The organism is Brachybacterium sp. 107 (assembly GCF_052379725.1).
Classification (GTDB): domain Bacteria; phylum Actinomycetota; class Actinomycetes; order Actinomycetales; family Dermabacteraceae; genus Brachybacterium.
In genome coordinates, this window is record NZ_JBQSYW010000026.1 from 1 (window position 1) to 16,163 (window position 16,163).

Annotated in this window: 13 protein-coding genes; 6 read left to right on the forward strand and 7 right to left on the reverse strand. The window is 71.5% G+C overall.

What is annotated here, in order from left to right; genetic code table 11:
* A partial coding sequence (locus ACT3UL_RS17760; protein WP_444579675.1) for a hypothetical protein occupies positions 1-676 on the forward strand: 676 nt, incomplete at its 5' end.
* A gap of 45 nt (positions 677-721) precedes the next feature.
* Here ACT3UL_RS17760 and ACT3UL_RS17765 read toward each other — a convergent pair.
* The 3 genes from ACT3UL_RS17765 to ACT3UL_RS17775 form a co-directional block, all read right to left on the reverse strand.
* Positions 722-1,354: a hypothetical protein gene (locus ACT3UL_RS17765; RefSeq protein WP_444579676.1), complete on the reverse strand. Its 633-nt coding sequence runs from the start codon at positions 1,352-1,354 to the stop codon at positions 722-724.
* Between the two features lie 9 nt (positions 1,355-1,363).
* On the reverse strand, positions 1,364-2,917 hold the full coding sequence (locus ACT3UL_RS17770; protein ID WP_444579677.1) for an MBL fold metallo-hydrolase: 1,554 nt from the start codon (positions 2,915-2,917) through the stop codon (positions 1,364-1,366).
* Positions 2,918-3,035: 118 nt separating this feature from the next.
* The gene (locus ACT3UL_RS17775; protein WP_444579678.1) at positions 3,036-4,289 is read right to left on the reverse strand and encodes an MFS transporter; all 1,254 of its coding nucleotides are present in this window, start codon (positions 4,287-4,289) and stop codon (positions 3,036-3,038) included.
* 230 nt (positions 4,290-4,519) lie between these two features.
* On the opposite strand from ACT3UL_RS17775, the gene ACT3UL_RS17780 reads away from it, so the two are divergent.
* Positions 4,520-4,981 carry a MarR family winged helix-turn-helix transcriptional regulator gene (locus ACT3UL_RS17780; RefSeq protein WP_444579679.1) on the forward strand — a complete coding sequence of 154 codons (462 nt, stop codon included), beginning with the start codon at positions 4,520-4,522 and terminating at the stop codon, positions 4,979-4,981.
* 25 nt (positions 4,982-5,006) lie between these two features.
* Here ACT3UL_RS17780 and ACT3UL_RS17785 read toward each other — a convergent pair whose 3' ends face one another.
* On the reverse strand, positions 5,007-5,819 hold the full coding sequence (locus tag ACT3UL_RS17785) for an alpha/beta hydrolase (protein ID WP_444579680.1): 813 nt from the start codon (positions 5,817-5,819) through the stop codon (positions 5,007-5,009).
* A 78-nt stretch (positions 5,820-5,897) separates the two neighbouring features.
* Entirely contained in the window at positions 5,898-7,157 is a 1,260-nt protein-coding gene (locus tag ACT3UL_RS17790) for an MFS transporter (protein WP_444579681.1), read from the reverse strand.
* Positions 7,158-7,431: 274 nt separating this feature from the next.
* On the opposite strand from ACT3UL_RS17790, the gene ACT3UL_RS17795 reads away from it, so the two are divergent.
* The 3 genes from ACT3UL_RS17795 (at position 7,432) to ACT3UL_RS17805 (ending at position 11,030) form a co-directional block, all read left to right on the forward strand.
* Positions 7,432-9,363, forward strand: coding sequence for a solute carrier family 23 protein (locus ACT3UL_RS17795; protein WP_444579682.1), 1,932 nt, complete (start codon positions 7,432-7,434; stop codon positions 9,361-9,363).
* 243 nt (positions 9,364-9,606) lie between these two features.
* Positions 9,607-10,044 (forward strand): OsmC family peroxiredoxin, encoded by a 438-nt coding sequence (locus ACT3UL_RS17800; protein WP_444579683.1) that lies wholly within the window; start codon positions 9,607-9,609, stop codon positions 10,042-10,044.
* Between the two features lie 56 nt (positions 10,045-10,100).
* Positions 10,101-11,030: a hypothetical protein gene (locus ACT3UL_RS17805; RefSeq protein ID WP_444579684.1), complete on the forward strand. Its 930-nt coding sequence runs from the start codon at positions 10,101-10,103 to the stop codon at positions 11,028-11,030.
* Between the two features lie 275 nt (positions 11,031-11,305).
* On the opposite strand, the gene ACT3UL_RS17810 is transcribed toward ACT3UL_RS17805, so the two are convergent.
* Positions 11,306-12,892, reverse strand: coding sequence for a solute symporter family protein (locus ACT3UL_RS17810; protein ID WP_444579685.1), 1,587 nt, complete (start codon positions 12,890-12,892; stop codon positions 11,306-11,308).
* Entirely contained in the window at positions 12,892-13,287 is a 396-nt protein-coding gene (locus tag ACT3UL_RS17815) for a DUF485 domain-containing protein (RefSeq protein WP_444579686.1), read from the reverse strand. The genes ACT3UL_RS17810 and ACT3UL_RS17815 overlap by 1 nt, the downstream gene beginning before the upstream one ends.
* A 203-nt stretch (positions 13,288-13,490) precedes the next feature.
* Here ACT3UL_RS17815 and ACT3UL_RS17820 point away from each other — a divergent pair, with 203 nt between their 5' ends.
* Entirely contained in the window at positions 13,491-16,133 is a 2,643-nt protein-coding gene (locus ACT3UL_RS17820; RefSeq protein ID WP_444579687.1) for an excinuclease ABC subunit A, read from the forward strand.
* Positions 16,134-16,163: the final 30 nt, after the last annotated feature.

Consider the following 16,163-nt stretch of genomic DNA (forward strand, 5'->3'; position numbering starts at 1 on the left):
CCTGGATCCGGCTCGGCAGTCGCTCGTCGCCTTCCTCGAGGCGGCTTATCTCTCCCCCGGCTTGCTCCGCGGCCTCGACGACGCGGCCGCCCTCGAGCATGTCCGCTCCGCGAGCCCCGAGTACTGGCAGGAGCTCCTGCAGACCGCCTGGGACGGCGGCGAGCGCCATGTCTACTGCTTCGCCCTCGCAGACGGCTTCCGCAGCGTCGGCCGACCGGCGCTGTCCATGGACTGGTTCCGTGCTGATCAGCAGGGCGCGCCGGCGCTCCTGCTGGGCGGCACCATCGCCTGGTCGGTGCTGGACACCGCCACCCACGCCGTGGGCGTAGTCGCCTACCGGGTGGGCATCGTCGCGACCCTCCACACCGGCACCACCACAGACTCAGACGCAGACGCAGACACAGGCACAGGCACAGGCACAGGCACAGACGCAGCTGTCGGCTCGGTCGCCACCGCCGCTCTCCGCGCCACCATCCATGGCCTGGACGCGTGCGCCGTCGGCGACGCCGGCGGGCTGGTCGTCCCCGCACTCGCGGACACCGTGGAGCAGCGCGCCGCGCAGCGGGCCACGATGGACACCGTGATCGCCGCCCCACGGCTCCTCGAGGAGGATCTGCTGGATCCGTCCTCGGCGCCGCTGACCGGGGACGGCGCGACGAACGTGGCCTGCGCCTGAGCGACGAACGTGGCCTGCGCCTGAGCGTCGGGCCGGGGTGATCGCTCAGACGGACCGACGCAGCCAGCCGCGCACCAGGTCACGGCCCCGCCGCAGCACGCCGGGCGGAGGGCTCGCGAGCCGATCCCGCAGGTCGTCCAGGGCGGGCGATTCGTGCGTGATGTGGTGGGCTCCGTCGCGGAGCGCGGGGTGAGTGGCCACATCCTGCGGGGAGACCTCCAGCCCGCTGTCGACGTTCACCCGATGGTGCCCGTCCCCGTCGATGAGCACGACGAGGCTGTCGATCGGCCGTGCCGGATCGGCGGCGATGTCCTCGCGCAGCCGACGGATCGCCGTCTCCAGCCGGGCCGCGTCCTCGAGGTCGCCGTGCACGGAGGCCCGCAGCGAGAAGGTCACGAGGTTGCCGCCCACGTCGGTGACCGCATCGATCACCTCGTGCACCCCGACCTCGCGCCCGTCCTCGCGGAGGGTCAGCTGCTGGAGCACGATCCGCAGGGTCCCCGCAGAGGTGTGGGCGACCAGCAGGTCACGGATCTCGGGGATGGCCGGCGAGCTGCCGCCCCGGACCGCCCGGCCATCAAGGGACTGGCCATCAAGGGACTGGCCATCAAGGGGCTGGCCATCGAGGGGCTGGCCGTCGAGGGGCTGGCCGTCGAGGGGCTGGTCGCCGCGGGTCATGGGATCAGATTAGCGGGCGTTCACGGGCTTCTTCGCCGCTGCGGTGTCCGTCCCCTCTGGATCCGTCCCGTCTGGATCCGCCCCCTCTGCTTCCGTCCCCTCTGCTTCCGTCCCGGCATCCTCTTCCTCTGCTGTCCCGGGCACAGCTGTCCTCGGCACAGCTGTCCTCGACCCTGATGTCTCCGCCCACTGCGACCAGCCGGCGTAGCTGCCCTCGAGCTCGACGATGTCGTAGCCTGCACGGCGCAGCGCGGAGGAGACCACCCCGGCACGCAGGCCGGACTGGCAGTACACGACGATCCGGCCGTCCGCGGGGAGCTCATCGAGCTTCCACAGGGCCCGGCCGCCGTGGAGCTGCTGTGAGCCGGGAACGGCCCCGCCGGCGTGCTCGTCGCGGCCGCGCACGTCGAGGAGCAGATCGTGCCGGTGACCGTCGAGGTCCGCCGGCGAGACGGTCTCGGGGACGAAGCCGGGCAGGTCGCCGAGCGCGGTGATGTACCCGTCCACGGCGTCGATCCCGACGCGCAGCAGGTTGTCGCGCAGCTCCTGCGCCTGGCCGTGGTCCCGGGCCAGCAGGATCACCGAGGTGTCCTCCCGCTCGGGGTCGAAGGTCCAGGCCGCGTAGGTGGAGCGACTGGCCGTCGCGGGCACCGCGAGGGCGCCGACCACGGCGCCGCTGCGGACCTCCTCGAGGCTGCGGGTGTCCAGCAGCACCGCCGTCCCGGCGGCGAGAGCGGAGGCGGCGTCGGCCGGATCGAGCTCGGGCAGCGGCTCGACGGCCCCGCGCACGGCGGGCCCGTCACGATTCTGCCGCTTCATCCGCGCGAAGTAGGCGTGCGCCTCGGGCTGGCCGTCCAGCAGCCGGCCGACGAACCCGGCCTCATCGCCCGCCGTGACGAACGGCGCCCACCAGGCGAAGCGCTTCTCGTAGCCGACGCTCGTGGACGGCACCGCACCGAGCGACTTCCCGCAGGCGGAGCCGGCGCCGTGGCCGGGGAACACCTGGAGGTGGTCCGGCAGCGTGACGAAGCGGTCCCGCAGCGAGGCGAACATGGCCCGGGCGGAATCCTCGCGGGTGTCCTCGCCCCCGGCGACCTCGTCGAGCAGGTCGGGCCGGCCCAGGTCCCCGGCGAAGATGAAGTCGCCCGAGAGGAGATACCCGGGTTCGTCGGCGACGTTCCCGTCGGTGACCAGGAAGCTCAGGTGCTCCGGGGTGTGTCCGGGGGTGTGCAGCGCCCGCAGCCGCACCTCGCCGACGGCGATCTCGTCGCCGTCGTGGAGCAGCTGGGCGTGGTAGTCGTAGGACCAGTCCGCGCCGCCGTGCCCGGAGACATGGATCGTGGCGCCCGTGGCCGCGGCGAGCTCCCGGGTGCCCGAGAGGTAGTCCGCGTGGATGTGGGTCTCGGTGACGTCGGTGATGCTCAGACCGTGCTTGGCCGCGAGGTCCAGATATCCCTGCACGTCGCGGCGGGGGTCGACGACGATCGCGCGGCCGGCGTCGGTCGAGGCGATCAGATAGCTCGCCTGGGCGAGGTCGGTCTCGAAGAATCGTTCGAGAAGCATGATGTGCCTTCCGCTCGACGATGCCGACAGCGCGGGCCGACGGCCTTCCTCCGATTATCGTCCCAGGTGGTGATGAACGCGAGTGGTCAGGACGGCGAATGGTCAGGACGGCGAGTGGTCAGGACGCCAGGTGCTCAGGGAGGCGGGGCGACTGCGGGGCGTCCAGTCCGTCGGCGGCCGACGCATCTCCCGCCGCACGCCGGGCATCCCGTCGCACCCCCTGTCGTGCCCGTCGTCGGGCCTGCTCCGCCACGACCAGCACGATCAGCGCTCCCGCCGTCAGGGCGGCCCCGACCCACAGCGGGGAGGTGTAGCCGCCGCCGGCGGTGATCGCGAGACCGCCGAGCCAGGCGCCGAGGGCGTTGCCCACGTTGAACGCGGCGATGTTGGCACCGGAGGCCAGGGTGGGGGCCTCACCCGCGTCCCCCATGATCCGCATCTGCAGCGCCGGGACGGTGGCGAACCCGAAGGCCCCCATCGCCATCAGCAGCAGCACGGTGGCGATCTGCGAGCCCGCGAGCAGGGCGAACGCGATCATGACCACCAGCAGCGCCGACAGCACCACGACGAGGGTGCGGGGCACGGAGCGGTCCGCCGCCCGCCCGCCGAGGAGGTTGCCGGCGAACATCCCCAGCCCGAAGAGGATCAGCAGGCCCGGCACCCAGCTCGAGGCGAAGCCGGAGACCCCGGTCAGGGTGAAGGCGATGTACGTGAAGGCGCCGAACATGCCGCCGAAGCCGAGCACGGTGACGGCGAGCGAGAACCAGACCTGCCGGTTGCGGAAGGCCGTGACCTCGTGGCGGAGCCCGGGGGCGTCCTGGTCGACGGGGCGGTCCGGCAGCAGCACGAGCATGCCGATCAGCGCGAGGACACCGATCGCGGTGATGGCCCAGAAGGTGGAGCGCCAGCCGAGCTGCTGGCCGAGCAGGGTGCCCAGCGGCACGCCGAGCACGTTGGCGGTGGTGAGCCCTCCGAACATGAGGGCGATCGCCCCGGCCTGCTTGGACCTCTCGACGAGGGACGCGGCGACGACCGCCCCGATCCCGAAGAAGGCGCCGTGGGTGAGTGCGGAGAGGATCCGGCCCAGCAGGAGCAGTTCGTAGCTGGGCGCGAGGGCGGAGACCAGGTTGCCGGCGATGAACAGGATCATGAGACCGGACAGGACGTGCTTGCGGTTCAGGCGGTTCACGAGTGCCGTGAGGCCCAGCGCGCCGACCGCCACGGAGAGCGCGTAGCCGGAGATGAGCATGCCGGCGGCGGCTTCGCTGACCTGGAGGTCCTGGGCGACCTCGGGCAGCAGGCCGGCGATGACGAATTCGGTGAGGCCGATCCCGAAGCCTCCGAGGGCGAGGGCGAGCAGTGCGAGGGGCATCGCGTTCCTTTCGTGGCGGTCGGACGGCAGGGTCGCGGGGCGCCGAACATCCGGAGGAGAAGTGGGGGGACGTGAGAGGACATGTCGTCGCGCACGCCGTCATGCCGCGTGTGCAACTATGTGGTGACGAGAGGACAGTAGTTGCATGCGCGGGCTATTGCAAGAGCGTCTATCCTGAGGAGGTCGTTCCATCGCTCACGCGCCGCAGAACTCACCCACCAGGAGGCCCCATGGGCATCGCCGATGACTCCCTCGAGATCCGCGCCCGGGGCTGGCGCACGCTCGCCTCGCTGCACGGCCTGATCGAGACCCGCCTGGAGAAGGCGCTCGGCGAGGGGCACACCCTGTCGGTCGTCGAGTTCACCGTGCTGGATGCCCTCAGCCGCCAGCACGGCTGGCACATGCGGATGAGCCAGCTCGCGAGGGCCGCCGCGCTCTCGGCCAGTGCGGCGACGCGCCTGGTCAACCGCCTGGAGGAGCGCGGCCTGCTCACCCGGGTGCTGTGCGCGGACGACCGCCGTGGCATCTACACCGAGCTCACTCCCGCAGGCGTCGAGCTGCTCGAGCAGGCGCGCCCCACCTACGACCGCATCCTCGAGGAGACGCTCCAGGAGGCTCGCGGGATCCCGGAGCTCTCACCCCTGGTCGAGGCGCTCGATCGGCTGCCGATGGGCGTGACCGCCGACGCGTGACCGCGAGCGGGATCCGCCGCGTTGCTCAGACGCTCGCGCGCAGACCCAGACCGGCGCGGACGGCCTCGATCTGCGAGCGGCGCGCCACCTGTCCCGCCGGACCCGAGGAGAGCACTGCGGGGTCATGGCCCACGCCGGCCACCTCGAGGTACTCGACCTCGCCTCCGGCCGCGGCGATCCCCTCGTGCAGACGACGGGAGTCCGTCACGAGCGGGTCGTGGCTGCCGGTGACCAGGTGCACCGGCGGCAGTCCGCCGAGGTCCCCCAGCAGCGGGCTGATGCGCGGGTCGTCCGCCGGGACCGTGCCGGCGTAGAGGCGCGCCGCGGTGCCGTGGTCGCTGGCCTCCTCGACGTGGGCGGCGAGGTCCGCCCACGGGGATTCGAGCATCAGCAGGGCGGGGATGTCACCCCCGGTCTGGGCGAGGGTCCGGGCGACGGCGAGCGCGAGGCCGCCGCCGGCGCTGTCCCCGGAGAGCACCCAGCGTCCGGGACGCAGCCGGCTCTCCTCCGCCATCGCGTCGAGGGCGTGCAGGACGTCCTCGACCGCGGCCGGGAAGGGGTGCCGCGGGGGCATCCGGTAATGGACCATCGCGGTGGCCGCGCCGCTGCGCCGACCGACCTCCTCGAGCCAGCCCCAGTGGTTCGGGCTCTCTCCGCGCACATAGCCGCCACCGTGCAGGTGGACGATCGTGGCGGTTGCTGCGAGGGGCGCATCGATCCAGGTCACCGGGACCTGCCCCGGCCGCCGACGCTCCACGCGAGCAGAGGTCGCGAGGGCACGGGACGGGAGGGACGGTCGCTGGGACGCCAGGATGCGCAGCGTGCTGACGATGCTCATGACGGCATCTTCCCACGGATCGTCGTGCAGATCGGTCCGTCGTGCGCAGCAGGGGCGGGACCTGCGGAGCAGGGGCAGTCAGCCGACGATCTCGTCGTCGACCATCCGCGGCAGCGCCGCCCGGTAGCCCGCGATGGCCAGGACGATGCCGGTCAGGGCGAGGAAGAGCAGCACAGCGGGCACCGAACCGGTCGTGTCCAGCAGGGCGCCGGCGGCGATCGGGCCGATGGCCGCGAACACGTACCCCAGGGGCTGGGCCATCCCGGCCAGGCGAGCGGTCACCCGGGCGGAGCGGGTGCGGGCGGGCAGCAGCGCGATCGCGGTGGGGAAGGCGAAGCCGCCGATCCCCAGGATGCAGGCCCACAGCAGCGGGCTCGCAGCCGGCGCCAGCCAGAAGCCGAGGTAGCCGATCGTGGTGAGCACCCCGAAGCCCGCGACCAACCAGGGCAGCCGACGGAAGCGGGCGATGACCGTGGGCATCACGAGCCCGCCCACGATGCCCCAGCCGGAGATCACCGCGATGATGAGCCCCGCCCGCGTGGGCGTGAGACCGGACGAGGTGAGGATCTGGGGCAGCATCCCGAACTGGGTGTAGGCGTTCATGGACTGCACGCCGAACATGACGGTCAGCGCGATCGCCGTCGGCGAGCGCAGCAGGGACCCCGGGAGATCTCCGCTCGCCGGGGCGGGCGGGAAGTCGTGGCCGGTGCGCGTGAGCACGAACGCCCAGATCACCACGGGGACGACGGCGATCATCCCCCAGAACTGGAGCGAGTCGCGCCACCCGTCGGCCGCCTGACCCGCCAGCGGGACCGCGAACGCGGCCCCCGCGGAGCCGCCGACCGCGAGGGTCACGCTGTACAGCGTCATGAGGCCCACGGTGCGCAGCCCGCCGTGCTGCTTGATCCAGGCGGGCACCACCACGTTGCCGAGCGCGGGCCCGACCAGCACGAGCAGCGACAGGGCGAGGAACATGCCGAAGCTGCTGGCGGCGGGCCGCAGCAGCAGCCCGACGGCCACCAGCACGAACGACGCGACGATGGTGCCGGTCAATCCCAGCCGACGGGAGATCGGGACGGCCAGGAAGCCGAAGATGCCGAAGGCGATGCAGGGCAGCGCAGTGAGCAGGCCCGAGGCGATCGCGCCCTGGCCGAACGCGCCGACGATGTTCTCCATGAGCGGCCCGATGCTGGTCGCCCCGGGGCGCAGGTTCACCGCGATGGCGCCGACGGCGAGCACCGCGAGCACACCTCCCACGGCGGCGGCGCGGGAGGGAGCGGCGGGGGCGGAGGTCGACGGCGGGGTCGACGGCGGGGTCGACGGCGGGGAGGTGCTCACGCTCCCCTTCTACACCGCAGCGCGCCGAAGGGCCATCTGTTGCCCCCGATGTCACGCATCACCTCCTCCCGGCCCCCGATCCCGGGCCCTGCGTGGGGTGCCTCTCGTTCCGGGGCGTCCAGCGACCGAGGGGCGATCCTGGGCGGCCTCGGGAACCCTCCGGGCTCTACCCTGAGACCCGGGACTTCCCCTGCATGCCCTGCTTCCAGAGTGTGCCCGGCCCCTCGATCTTCCCCGCCCCTCTCTTCGCCCGCTGGATCCTCAAGGACGGCCCATGACCACCGCCTCACCCGCGCTCGAGACGCCCCGCACGCATCCCGTGGACCAGGTGCCTCCTCCCGCCCGGCTCGGCGTGCTGTCGATCCAGCACGTGCTCGCCTTCTACGCCGGCGCGGTCATCGTGCCGCTGCTGATCGCCTCGGGACTGGGCCTCACCGCCGAGCAGACCATCCACCTGATCAACGCGGACCTGTTCACCTGCGGCATCGCGACGCTGATCCAGTCGGTCGGCTTCTGGAAGGTGGGCGTGCGCCTGCCGATCATCCAGGGCGTGACCACCACCGCGGTGAGCCCGATCATCGCGATCGGCCTGGCCGCGACCGGTGGCGAGGGCGGCGTCGAGGGTCTGCCGATGATCTACGGCTCGATCATCGTGGCGGGCCTGTTCACCTTTCTGGTCGCCCCGTACTTCGCGAAGATCCTGCGGTTCTTCCCCCCGGTGGTGATCGGCACCGTGCTGACCACGATGGGCATCACGCTGCTGGGGGTCTCCGCCGGGGACATCACCAACTACGCCGAGGGCGTCCCGGCCGGCCGCGACATCGCCTACGCCCTGGGCACGCTGGCGATCATCGTGCTGGTGCAGCGGTTCTTCCGCGGCTTCCTGGGCACGATCGCGGTGCTGCTGGGCCTCGTGATCGGCACCGCCGTCGCCCTGATCCTGGGCGACACCTCCTTCGGCGGCGTCACCGAGGCCTCCGCCTTCGGCGTCACCACGCCGTTCTACTTCGGCATCCCCACCTTCTCGCTCACCGCGATCGTCTCGATGATCATCGTCATGCTGATCACGATGGTGGAGACCACCGGCGACGTCTTCGCCGCGGGAGAGATCGTCGGGAAGCGGATCCGGCCCAAGAACATCTCCGAGGCGATCCGGGCCGACGGTCTCTCGACGCTGCTGGGCGGCGTGCTCAACTCCTTCCCGTACACCTGCTTCGCGCAGAACATCGGCCTGGTGCGCCTGACCCGCGTGAAGTCCCGCTGGGTGGTCGCCGGGGCCGGCGTGATCATGATCGTGCTCGGCGTGCTGCCCAAGGCCGGCGCCGTCGTCGAGGCGATCCCCTCCCCCGTGCTCGGCGGCGCCTCCCTCGCCCTGTTCGCCTCGGTGGCCCTCGTCGGCGTCCAGACCCTGTCCAAGGTGGACCTCACCGACAACCGCAACTCGGTCATCGTGGGCACCTCGCTGGGTCTGGCGATGCGGGTCAGCTTCAAGCCCGACATCGCCGGCGTGTTCCCCGCCTGGGCCCAGGTGTTCGTCTCCTCGGGCGTGACCGTCGGCGCGATCACCGCGATCGTCCTCAACGTGCTGTTCTTCCACCTCGGCGGCCAGCACGGCTCCAAGGTCACCACCACCGCCGACGGCGAGCGCATCGGCATCTCGGAGGTGGGCGAGATGGATCGCGAGACCTTCGTGTCCACCTTCGGATCGCTGTTCAACGGGGCGACCTGGCCGCTCGAGCAGGCCTGGGAGTCGCGTCCCTTCGCCGACGCCCCCGCCCTGCGCGCCGCGATCGAGGACGCGGTGCTCGGAGCGGACCGCGCCGAGCAGGACGCGCTCGTGGCGAACTACCCCGACATGGCCACCCTGGTGACCGCCGACGAGGAGCAGGCCGGCGCGATCAGCCAGGACGTGGGCTCCTTCGCACTGGAGAACCTGTCGGACGAGGACATCCTCGCGGTGCGCGACCTCTCCGCCCGCTACGCGGAGAAGTTCGACATGCCCTTCGTGGCCTTCCTGGGCCGCACCGACACCTTCGCGAAGGTCATCGCCGACGGGGTGCGCCGCCTGGACCACTCCCTCGAGCACGAACGTCGCGTGGCGCTGACCGAGGTCGCCGAGATCGCCGGGGACCGCTTCGTGATCATGATGGCCGACGCCAACCCCATCGGCTCGGCCTGGATCCGCAAGTTCGAGTCCCTGGAGTAGGTCCGCGCTCCCTCACCCCCAGCGGCACTCGACCCTCCACCCGCACCCATCTCTCACCGTGAGCGGGGCAAAGTTGGGGGAATCGCCGGGCTATTCCCCCAACTTTGCCCCGCTGACCCCCGAACGTGCTGGCCGGACGGTGGCGGGACCATGGCCCCTCCCCTCTGCCGGAGGTCGGGGCTACGGTGGACAGCGAGCGCCCTTCGCGACAGCGCTGGGCGACCGCCGATCGAAGGAGTCACCATGCCCCGCACCGTCACCTCCACCGCCTCCACCGCCTGGAAGGGCGATCTGATCTCGGGCTCCGGGACCACCACCCTGGAGACCTCGAAGCTGGGCACCCTCGATCTCAGCTGGAAGGCCCGCGCCGAGGAGTCCGCGCAGGGCACCACCTCCCCCGAGGAGCTGCTCGGCGCCGCGCACGCCGCGTGCTACTCGATGCAGTTCTCGAACATGCTCGCCGAGAACGACACCCCGCCCACCTCGGTCGACACCACCGCCGACGTCAGCTTCAACATCGGCGAGGGCGGCATCACCGGCATCGCGCTCAGCGTCACGGCGAGCATCGACGGGATCGACGACGCCGACTTCCAGCGCCTCGCCGAGGAGGCCAAGAGCAGCTGCCCGGTCTCCAAGGCCCTGGCGGGCGTGGACATCACCCTGACCGCCACGCTGAGCTGATCTCGCTCTGCTGATCCAGCCCGGCTGATCCCTTCCGGACGGGTTACCGTCGGAGGATGAAGCCGATCCCTCGCCATTGGGCGTCCGTCCGCGAGACCCGGACCCTCGCGGACGGACGCGAGCTCGACCTCACCGTCCACGGCTCCTCGGACGAGTCACCGCAGGACGCCGAGCGGGACGCCCGCGACCGTCTGGAGACGCTCGTGGCCTCCGGCGGCCCGGGACGCTGGAACGATCCCGACCGCGAGTACTACCCCGACCGTCGGCTCCCCGAGGAGCTGCTGGACGAGCTCCACGGCCCGGACGGCGAGCTGATCGCCGCGATCACCCGCAACCGGTACGGCGCCGCCGTGCTCAACACCGATGCGGTGCTGATCACCGACATCGACCTCATCGAGCCCTCCTCGCTGGACCGCGCCCAGGATCCGAAGGGCAGCTTCCTGTCCCGTCTGTTCGGCAACGCCCCCGAGCCGCTGCCCGCGGAGCAGATCGATCCGGATGCCTTCGGACTGCAGGGCCTCCACCGGCGCGGCGACCATCATGCCCGCACGCTGGCCCTGATCGAGACCTTCCGCGCGCAGCATCCGCAGCTCGGCGTGCGCACCTACCGCACCCGCAACGGTTTCCGACTCCTGGTCACGGGCAGCGGCCTCGCCCCACGCAGCGACGGCGCCCGGGAGTTCATGAAGCAGGTGGGCAGCGACGAGCTCTACATGATCCTGTGCCGCGTCCACGACACCTACCGCGCCCGCCTCACCCCGAAGCCCTGGCGGATCGACGTGGACCGCTTCGAGTCCCTCGGCACCCGTCTGACGGATGACCAGGAGCATCAGGCGTGGGTGGAGCGCTATCGCGCGGCGTCCCAGGACGTCGCCGTGTGCCGCCTGCTGGACGTGTCCGGCCCGGCGCCGTCGACCGTGGAGCAGCAGATCATCGACATGCATGACCGCGCGGTGCGCCCCGAGTCGGGACTGCGCCTGGCGTAAGGGCACCTGGCGTAAGGGCACCCGCCGGACGGTGGTCCCCACCTTCACTCTCACCCTCACCCTCGCCCTGGCCCTGGCCCTGGCGTTCAGCCTCGCACTCGCACTCGCCCAGCCGGAGTGACGAAGTGGGGGGATAGAACGCTCCATTCCCCCCACTTCGTCACACTGGCGGCGCAGCGGCGTCGCGTTGGCGGCGCAGCGGCGTCGCGTTGGCGGCGCAGCGGCGTCGCGTTGGCGGCGCAGCGGCGTCGCGTTGGCGGCGCCTCCGCACCCCCTCAGTGCTCGACGGTGGCCTTCTCGGAGCCAGCCCCGGTCATGGAGCGGACCTCCATCTCGGCCTGCTTGAGCTCGTTGGTCTCCGAGGAGGTCACCGAGCCCAGCCACCCGAGGAAGAAGCCCAGCGGCACCGAGACGAGCGCGGGGTTCGTCAGCGGGAACCAGGCGAAGTCCGCACCCGGGATCATCGCCGTCTCGCTGCCGGAGACCACCGGGGAGAAGGTGATGAGGAACAGGGCGCTGAACAGGCCGCCGTAGATGCTCCACAGGGAGCCGCGGGTGTTGAACCTCTTCCAGTACAGCGAGTACAGGATCGAGGGCAGGTTCGCGCTCGCGGCGATCGCGAAGGCGAGCGAGACCAGGAAGGCCACGTTCTGCTCGGCGGCGAGGATGCCGCCGACGATCGAGACCGCGCCGATCACCACGGCGGTGCGTCGGGCGACGGCGACCTCCTTCTTCTGGTCGGCCTGGCCGTGCTTGATCACGCCGTTGTAGATGTCGTGCGCGAAGGACGCCGACGCGGTGATCGTCAGGCCCGCCACCACGGCGAGGATCGTCGCGAAGGCGACGGCGGAGATGATGGCCATCAGCACGGTGCCACCCACGGCGTAGGCGAGCGCGGGGGCCGCGGAGTTCGAGCCGCCGGGCAGTTCGCCGATGACGTCCACGCCCACCATGTACGCGGCGCCGAAGCCGAGCACCAGGGTGCACAGGTAGAAGAACCCGATCAGGGCGATCGCCCAGACCACCGAGCGTCGGGCCTCCTGCGCGGTAGGCACCGTGTAGAAGCGCATCAGCACGTGCGGCAGCCCGGCGGCGCCGAACACGAGCGCGATCGCGAGGGAGACGAAGCCGAGCTTGGAGGAGCCCGAGGTGCCGTACTGCAGCATCGGCTCGAGGATCGCCGCGCCGTCCGGATGGGCGTCGACCGCATGGCCCAGCACCGCGGAGAGGTTGAAGCCGTTCAGGGCGAGGATCCACACGGTGGTGACGGCGACGGCGGTGATCAGCAGGACCGCCTTGATGATCTGCACCCAGGTGGTGCCCTTCATCCCGCCGATCATCACGTACGCGATCATCACGAAGCCCACCACGGCGATCACGAGCGACTGGCCCACCCGCCCCTCGATGCCGATGAGCAGGGACACCAGCGCCCCGGCGCCGGCCATCTGGGCGAGCAGGTAGAAGAAGGTGACGGCGAGGGTGGAGGTCGCCGCGGCGGTGCGCACGGGACGCTGCCGCATGCGGAAGCTCAGCACGTCCGCCATCGTGTACTTGCCGGTGTTGCGCAGGGGCTCCGCCACCAGCAGCAGGGCGACCAGCCAGGCCACGAGGAAGCCCACGGAGTACAGCAGGCCGTCGTAGCCGTACAGGGCCACGGAGCCCACGATGCCGAGGAACGACGCGGCGGAGAGGTAGTCGCCGGCGATGGCGATACCGTTCTGACGGCCGGAGAAGCTGCGGCCGCCGTGGTAGAAGTCGCTGGCCTTGGTGGTGGTCCGCGAGACGCGGATGACGACCACCAGGGTCACCACCACGAAGACCAGGAAGATCGCGATGTTCAGGACCGGATTGCCGAATTCCATCAGAGGGTCCCCTCGAGCTCGTCACGGATCCGGCTGGAGACCGGATCGAGGTTCTTGTTCGCGTGGCGGATGTACAACCAGGTGATCAGGAAGGTCATGGCGAACTGGCTGAACCCGAGGATGATCCCGAGGTTCAGGTTGCCGATCACCTGGATCGACATGAAGCCCTCGGCGTAGGTCGACAGCAGCACGTACGCGAGGTACCAGACCAGGAAGGCGATGGTCATCGGGATCGCGAAGCCGCGGAAGCTGCGCCGCAGGCCGATGAACTCCTCGGACTGCTGGACCGCGAGGAACTGCTCGGGGCTGGGGGCGGCGGCGGGTTCGACAGGATCGGGGACGGGGTCGACGGGATCCGGGGCGGGTCCGGAAGGTCCCTGGGGAGGGGAGGTCACGGGCACAACTCCTTCGTTCTGCTCTGGGCCCGGGCTGGTCGGATCTGAACAGGTCAGGGGGAATCCCGGGCTCCCGCAGACCGTAGCAGTCGTGATGGCCATCACAGGCGAATTGGCCGCGGCGCGTGGCAGCGGGCGGACCTCCTGGTCGGGCACTCGACCCGTCGGGGGCCTGCGCCGCCCCTTCTTGCTACGTTGGCGCGATGGCCACTCCCGCGCTCCCCCAGTTCGGCGCCGATGACGGCTTCGTGCACGTGCGCGGCGCGCGCCTGCACAATCTGCGCGACGTCGGCGTCGACCTGCCGCGCGGCCGCCTCGTCGCGTTCACCGGCATCTCCGGCTCCGGGAAGTCCTCCCTCGCCTTCGGCACGATCCATGGCGAGTCCCAGCGCCGCTACCTCGAGTCGGTCGCGCCCTTCGCCCGTCGGCTGATCGGCAGCGCCGTGGGCCCGCGCGTGGAGTCCGTGACCGGGATGCCGCCGACGGTCGCCCTCGAGCAGCGCACCACCGTCGGCGGAGCCCGCTCCACCGTCGGCACCACCACGAGCCTCTCCAACGCGATCCGCCTGCTGTACTCACGGGCCGGGGAGCATCCGGCCGATGTCCTCGAGCGGGGCCCCGCACCCCACAGCAGCCTCCACGGAGGCCGTCTGACCTCGGACTTCTTCTCCCCGAACACGCCCGACGGCGCCTGCCCGCGGTGCCATGGCGCGGGCGTGCTGCGGGAGCCGACGGAGTCCTCGATGGTCCCCGATGACTCGCTCTCGATCGCCGACGGCGCGATCGCCGCGTGGCCCGGGGCGTGGCTGGGCAAGAACTTCCGCGACATCCTCGCCACCCTCGACGTCGACATCCACGCCCCTTGGCGCGAGCTGCCGGAGGCGACCCGCGACTGGATCCTCCACACCGAGGAGCAGCCGGTGGTCACCGTCGAACCGGTGCGGGAGCCCGGTCAGTCCCACGGCACCTACCGTGGCCAGTGGCGCAGCGTCGAGCGGTACCTGCGCGACACCGTCTCCAGCTCCGCCGCGGAGTCCTCGCGCCGACGGGCGCTGACGCATTTCGAGGTGTCGATCTGCCCGCTGTGCGAGGGGCACCGACTGGGGCCCGACGCCCTGCGCGTCACGTACGTCGGCCTGCCGATCTGGCAGCTCACGCAGCTGCCGCTGGATGATCTCCTGACCAGCCTGGACACACGGTTCGAGGCGCTGCCCGAGGGTGAGGGCTCCCCCGAGGACGAGGCGGAGCGGATCCTCCTGCCCACCGTGCTGCCGGTGCTGCGCACCATCGTGGGCCTCGGGCTCGGGCACCTGGCCCTGGATCGTCCGGCGCGCACCCTCTCCACCGGCGAGCTGCAGCGGCTGCGGCTCGCGGCGCAGCTCCGCTCGGGCCTGTTCGGCGTCGCCTACGTGCTCGACGAGCCGTCGGCCGGACTGCACCCGAGCGAGAAGGACGTGCTGCGCCATCTGCTGGATGCGTTCCTCGCCGAGGGGAACTCGGTGCTGCTGGTCGAGCACGACATGACGCTCGTGGCCGACGCCGACTGGGTGATCGACGTGGGCCCCGGGGCAGGGAACGACGGCGGCGAGGTGCTGTACTCCGGCGTGGTCGAGGGACTCCCCGAGGCGGAGGAGTCCGTGACCGCGCGCTACCTCGACCCGGGGCCGCTGGCGCTGCGAGGGCCCGACGACGTGCGCGCGGCGCGCGGTCGGCTCGAGATCGACGCCCTGACCACCCGCACCCTGCACGATGTCGACCTGCGCCTCCCGCTCGGCACGTTCACGTCGGTCACGGGCGTCTCCGGCGCCGGCAAGTCCACGCTGGTCACGCACTGTCTGGGCACGATCCTCGGCGAGCGCGTGCGCACCACGGTGGCCGACGACCCCGACCCGTCGGCCGACGCCGCCGCGGACGATCTCGGAGCGGCTCTCGCGGCGGGTTCCGGGGCAGATTCCGCGGCAGGTCCCGGGGCAGGTACCGGGGCGGCTCTCGGGGCCGACGCCGTGTCCCTCGAGCAGGTGCGCCACGGCGAGGTCCGCGGCGCCGAGGGCATCGACCGCCTGGTGCACATCACACAGAAGCCCATCGGCCGCACGCCGCGCTCGTGCCTGGCGACCTACACCGGGTTCTTCGACCGGGTGCGGCGCCTCTTCGCGGACACGCCCGAGGCCCGGCGGCGCGGCTGGGGCGTGGGCCGCTTCTCCTACAACGTCGCGGAGGGCCGCTGCCCCGAGTGCAGCGGCACGGGACAGATCGAGGTGGAGCTGGTGTTCCTGCCCGGCTCGTACGCCACCTGCCCGCTCTGCCACGGCCGACGCTACGCCGACGAGACCCTCGAGGTGCGCTGGGAGGGCCTGACCATCGCCGAGGTGCTCGAGCTGTCCGTCGCCCGCGCCCGCGAGGTGTTCGCCGGGGACCCCCGCATCACCCGGGCCCTGGATGCCCTCGCCGCGATCGGGCTCGGCTATCTCACCCTCGGCCAGAGCGCCACGGAGCTCTCCGGCGGCGAGGCGCAGCGGATCAAGCTCGCCACCGAGCTGCAGCGCGCCGTGCGCGGGCACAGCGTGTACCTGCTGGACGAGCCCACGTCGGGCCTGCATCCGGCCGACGTGGACCTGCTGGTGAGCGAGCTGAACCGGCTCGTCGACGCCGGGCAGAGCGTGGTGGTGGTCGAGCACGACCAGCGCGTGATCGCCCAGAGCGACCATGTGATCGACATGGGTCCCGGCGCCGGGGACAAGGGCGGGCGGATCATCGCCCAGGGCGCCCCGGCGGAGATCCTCGAAGCCCCCGACAGCGCGACCGGAGCCGAGCTGCGGAAGGTCGCCCACCCCGAGCACGCCTGATCACCCCCGCACCAAGCACCAAGCACCAAG

Excerpts from the sequence above, each read along its gene's own strand:
- ACT3UL_RS17765 (WP_444579676.1), bottom strand. The coding sequence starts at position 1,354 with ATGACCCGCGGCGACCAGCCCCTCGACGGCCAGCCCCTCGACGGCCAG.
- ACT3UL_RS17770 (WP_444579677.1), bottom strand. The coding sequence starts at position 2,917 with ATGCTTCTCGAACGATTCTTCGAGACCGACCTCGCCCAGGCGAGCTAT.
- ACT3UL_RS17775 (WP_444579678.1), bottom strand. The coding sequence starts at position 4,289 with ATGCCCCTCGCACTGCTCGCCCTCGCCCTCGGAGGCTTCGGGATCGGC.
- ACT3UL_RS17780 (WP_444579679.1), top strand. The coding sequence starts at position 4,520 with ATGGGCATCGCCGATGACTCCCTCGAGATCCGCGCCCGGGGCTGGCGC.
- ACT3UL_RS17785 (WP_444579680.1), bottom strand. The coding sequence starts at position 5,819 with ATGAGCATCGTCAGCACGCTGCGCATCCTGGCGTCCCAGCGACCGTCC.
- ACT3UL_RS17795 (WP_444579682.1), top strand. The coding sequence starts at position 7,432 with ATGACCACCGCCTCACCCGCGCTCGAGACGCCCCGCACGCATCCCGTG.
- ACT3UL_RS17800 (WP_444579683.1), top strand. The coding sequence starts at position 9,607 with ATGCCCCGCACCGTCACCTCCACCGCCTCCACCGCCTGGAAGGGCGAT.
- ACT3UL_RS17805 (WP_444579684.1), top strand. The coding sequence starts at position 10,101 with ATGAAGCCGATCCCTCGCCATTGGGCGTCCGTCCGCGAGACCCGGACC.
- ACT3UL_RS17810 (WP_444579685.1), bottom strand. The coding sequence starts at position 12,892 with ATGGAATTCGGCAATCCGGTCCTGAACATCGCGATCTTCCTGGTCTTC.
- ACT3UL_RS17820 (WP_444579687.1), top strand. The coding sequence starts at position 13,491 with ATGGCCACTCCCGCGCTCCCCCAGTTCGGCGCCGATGACGGCTTCGTG.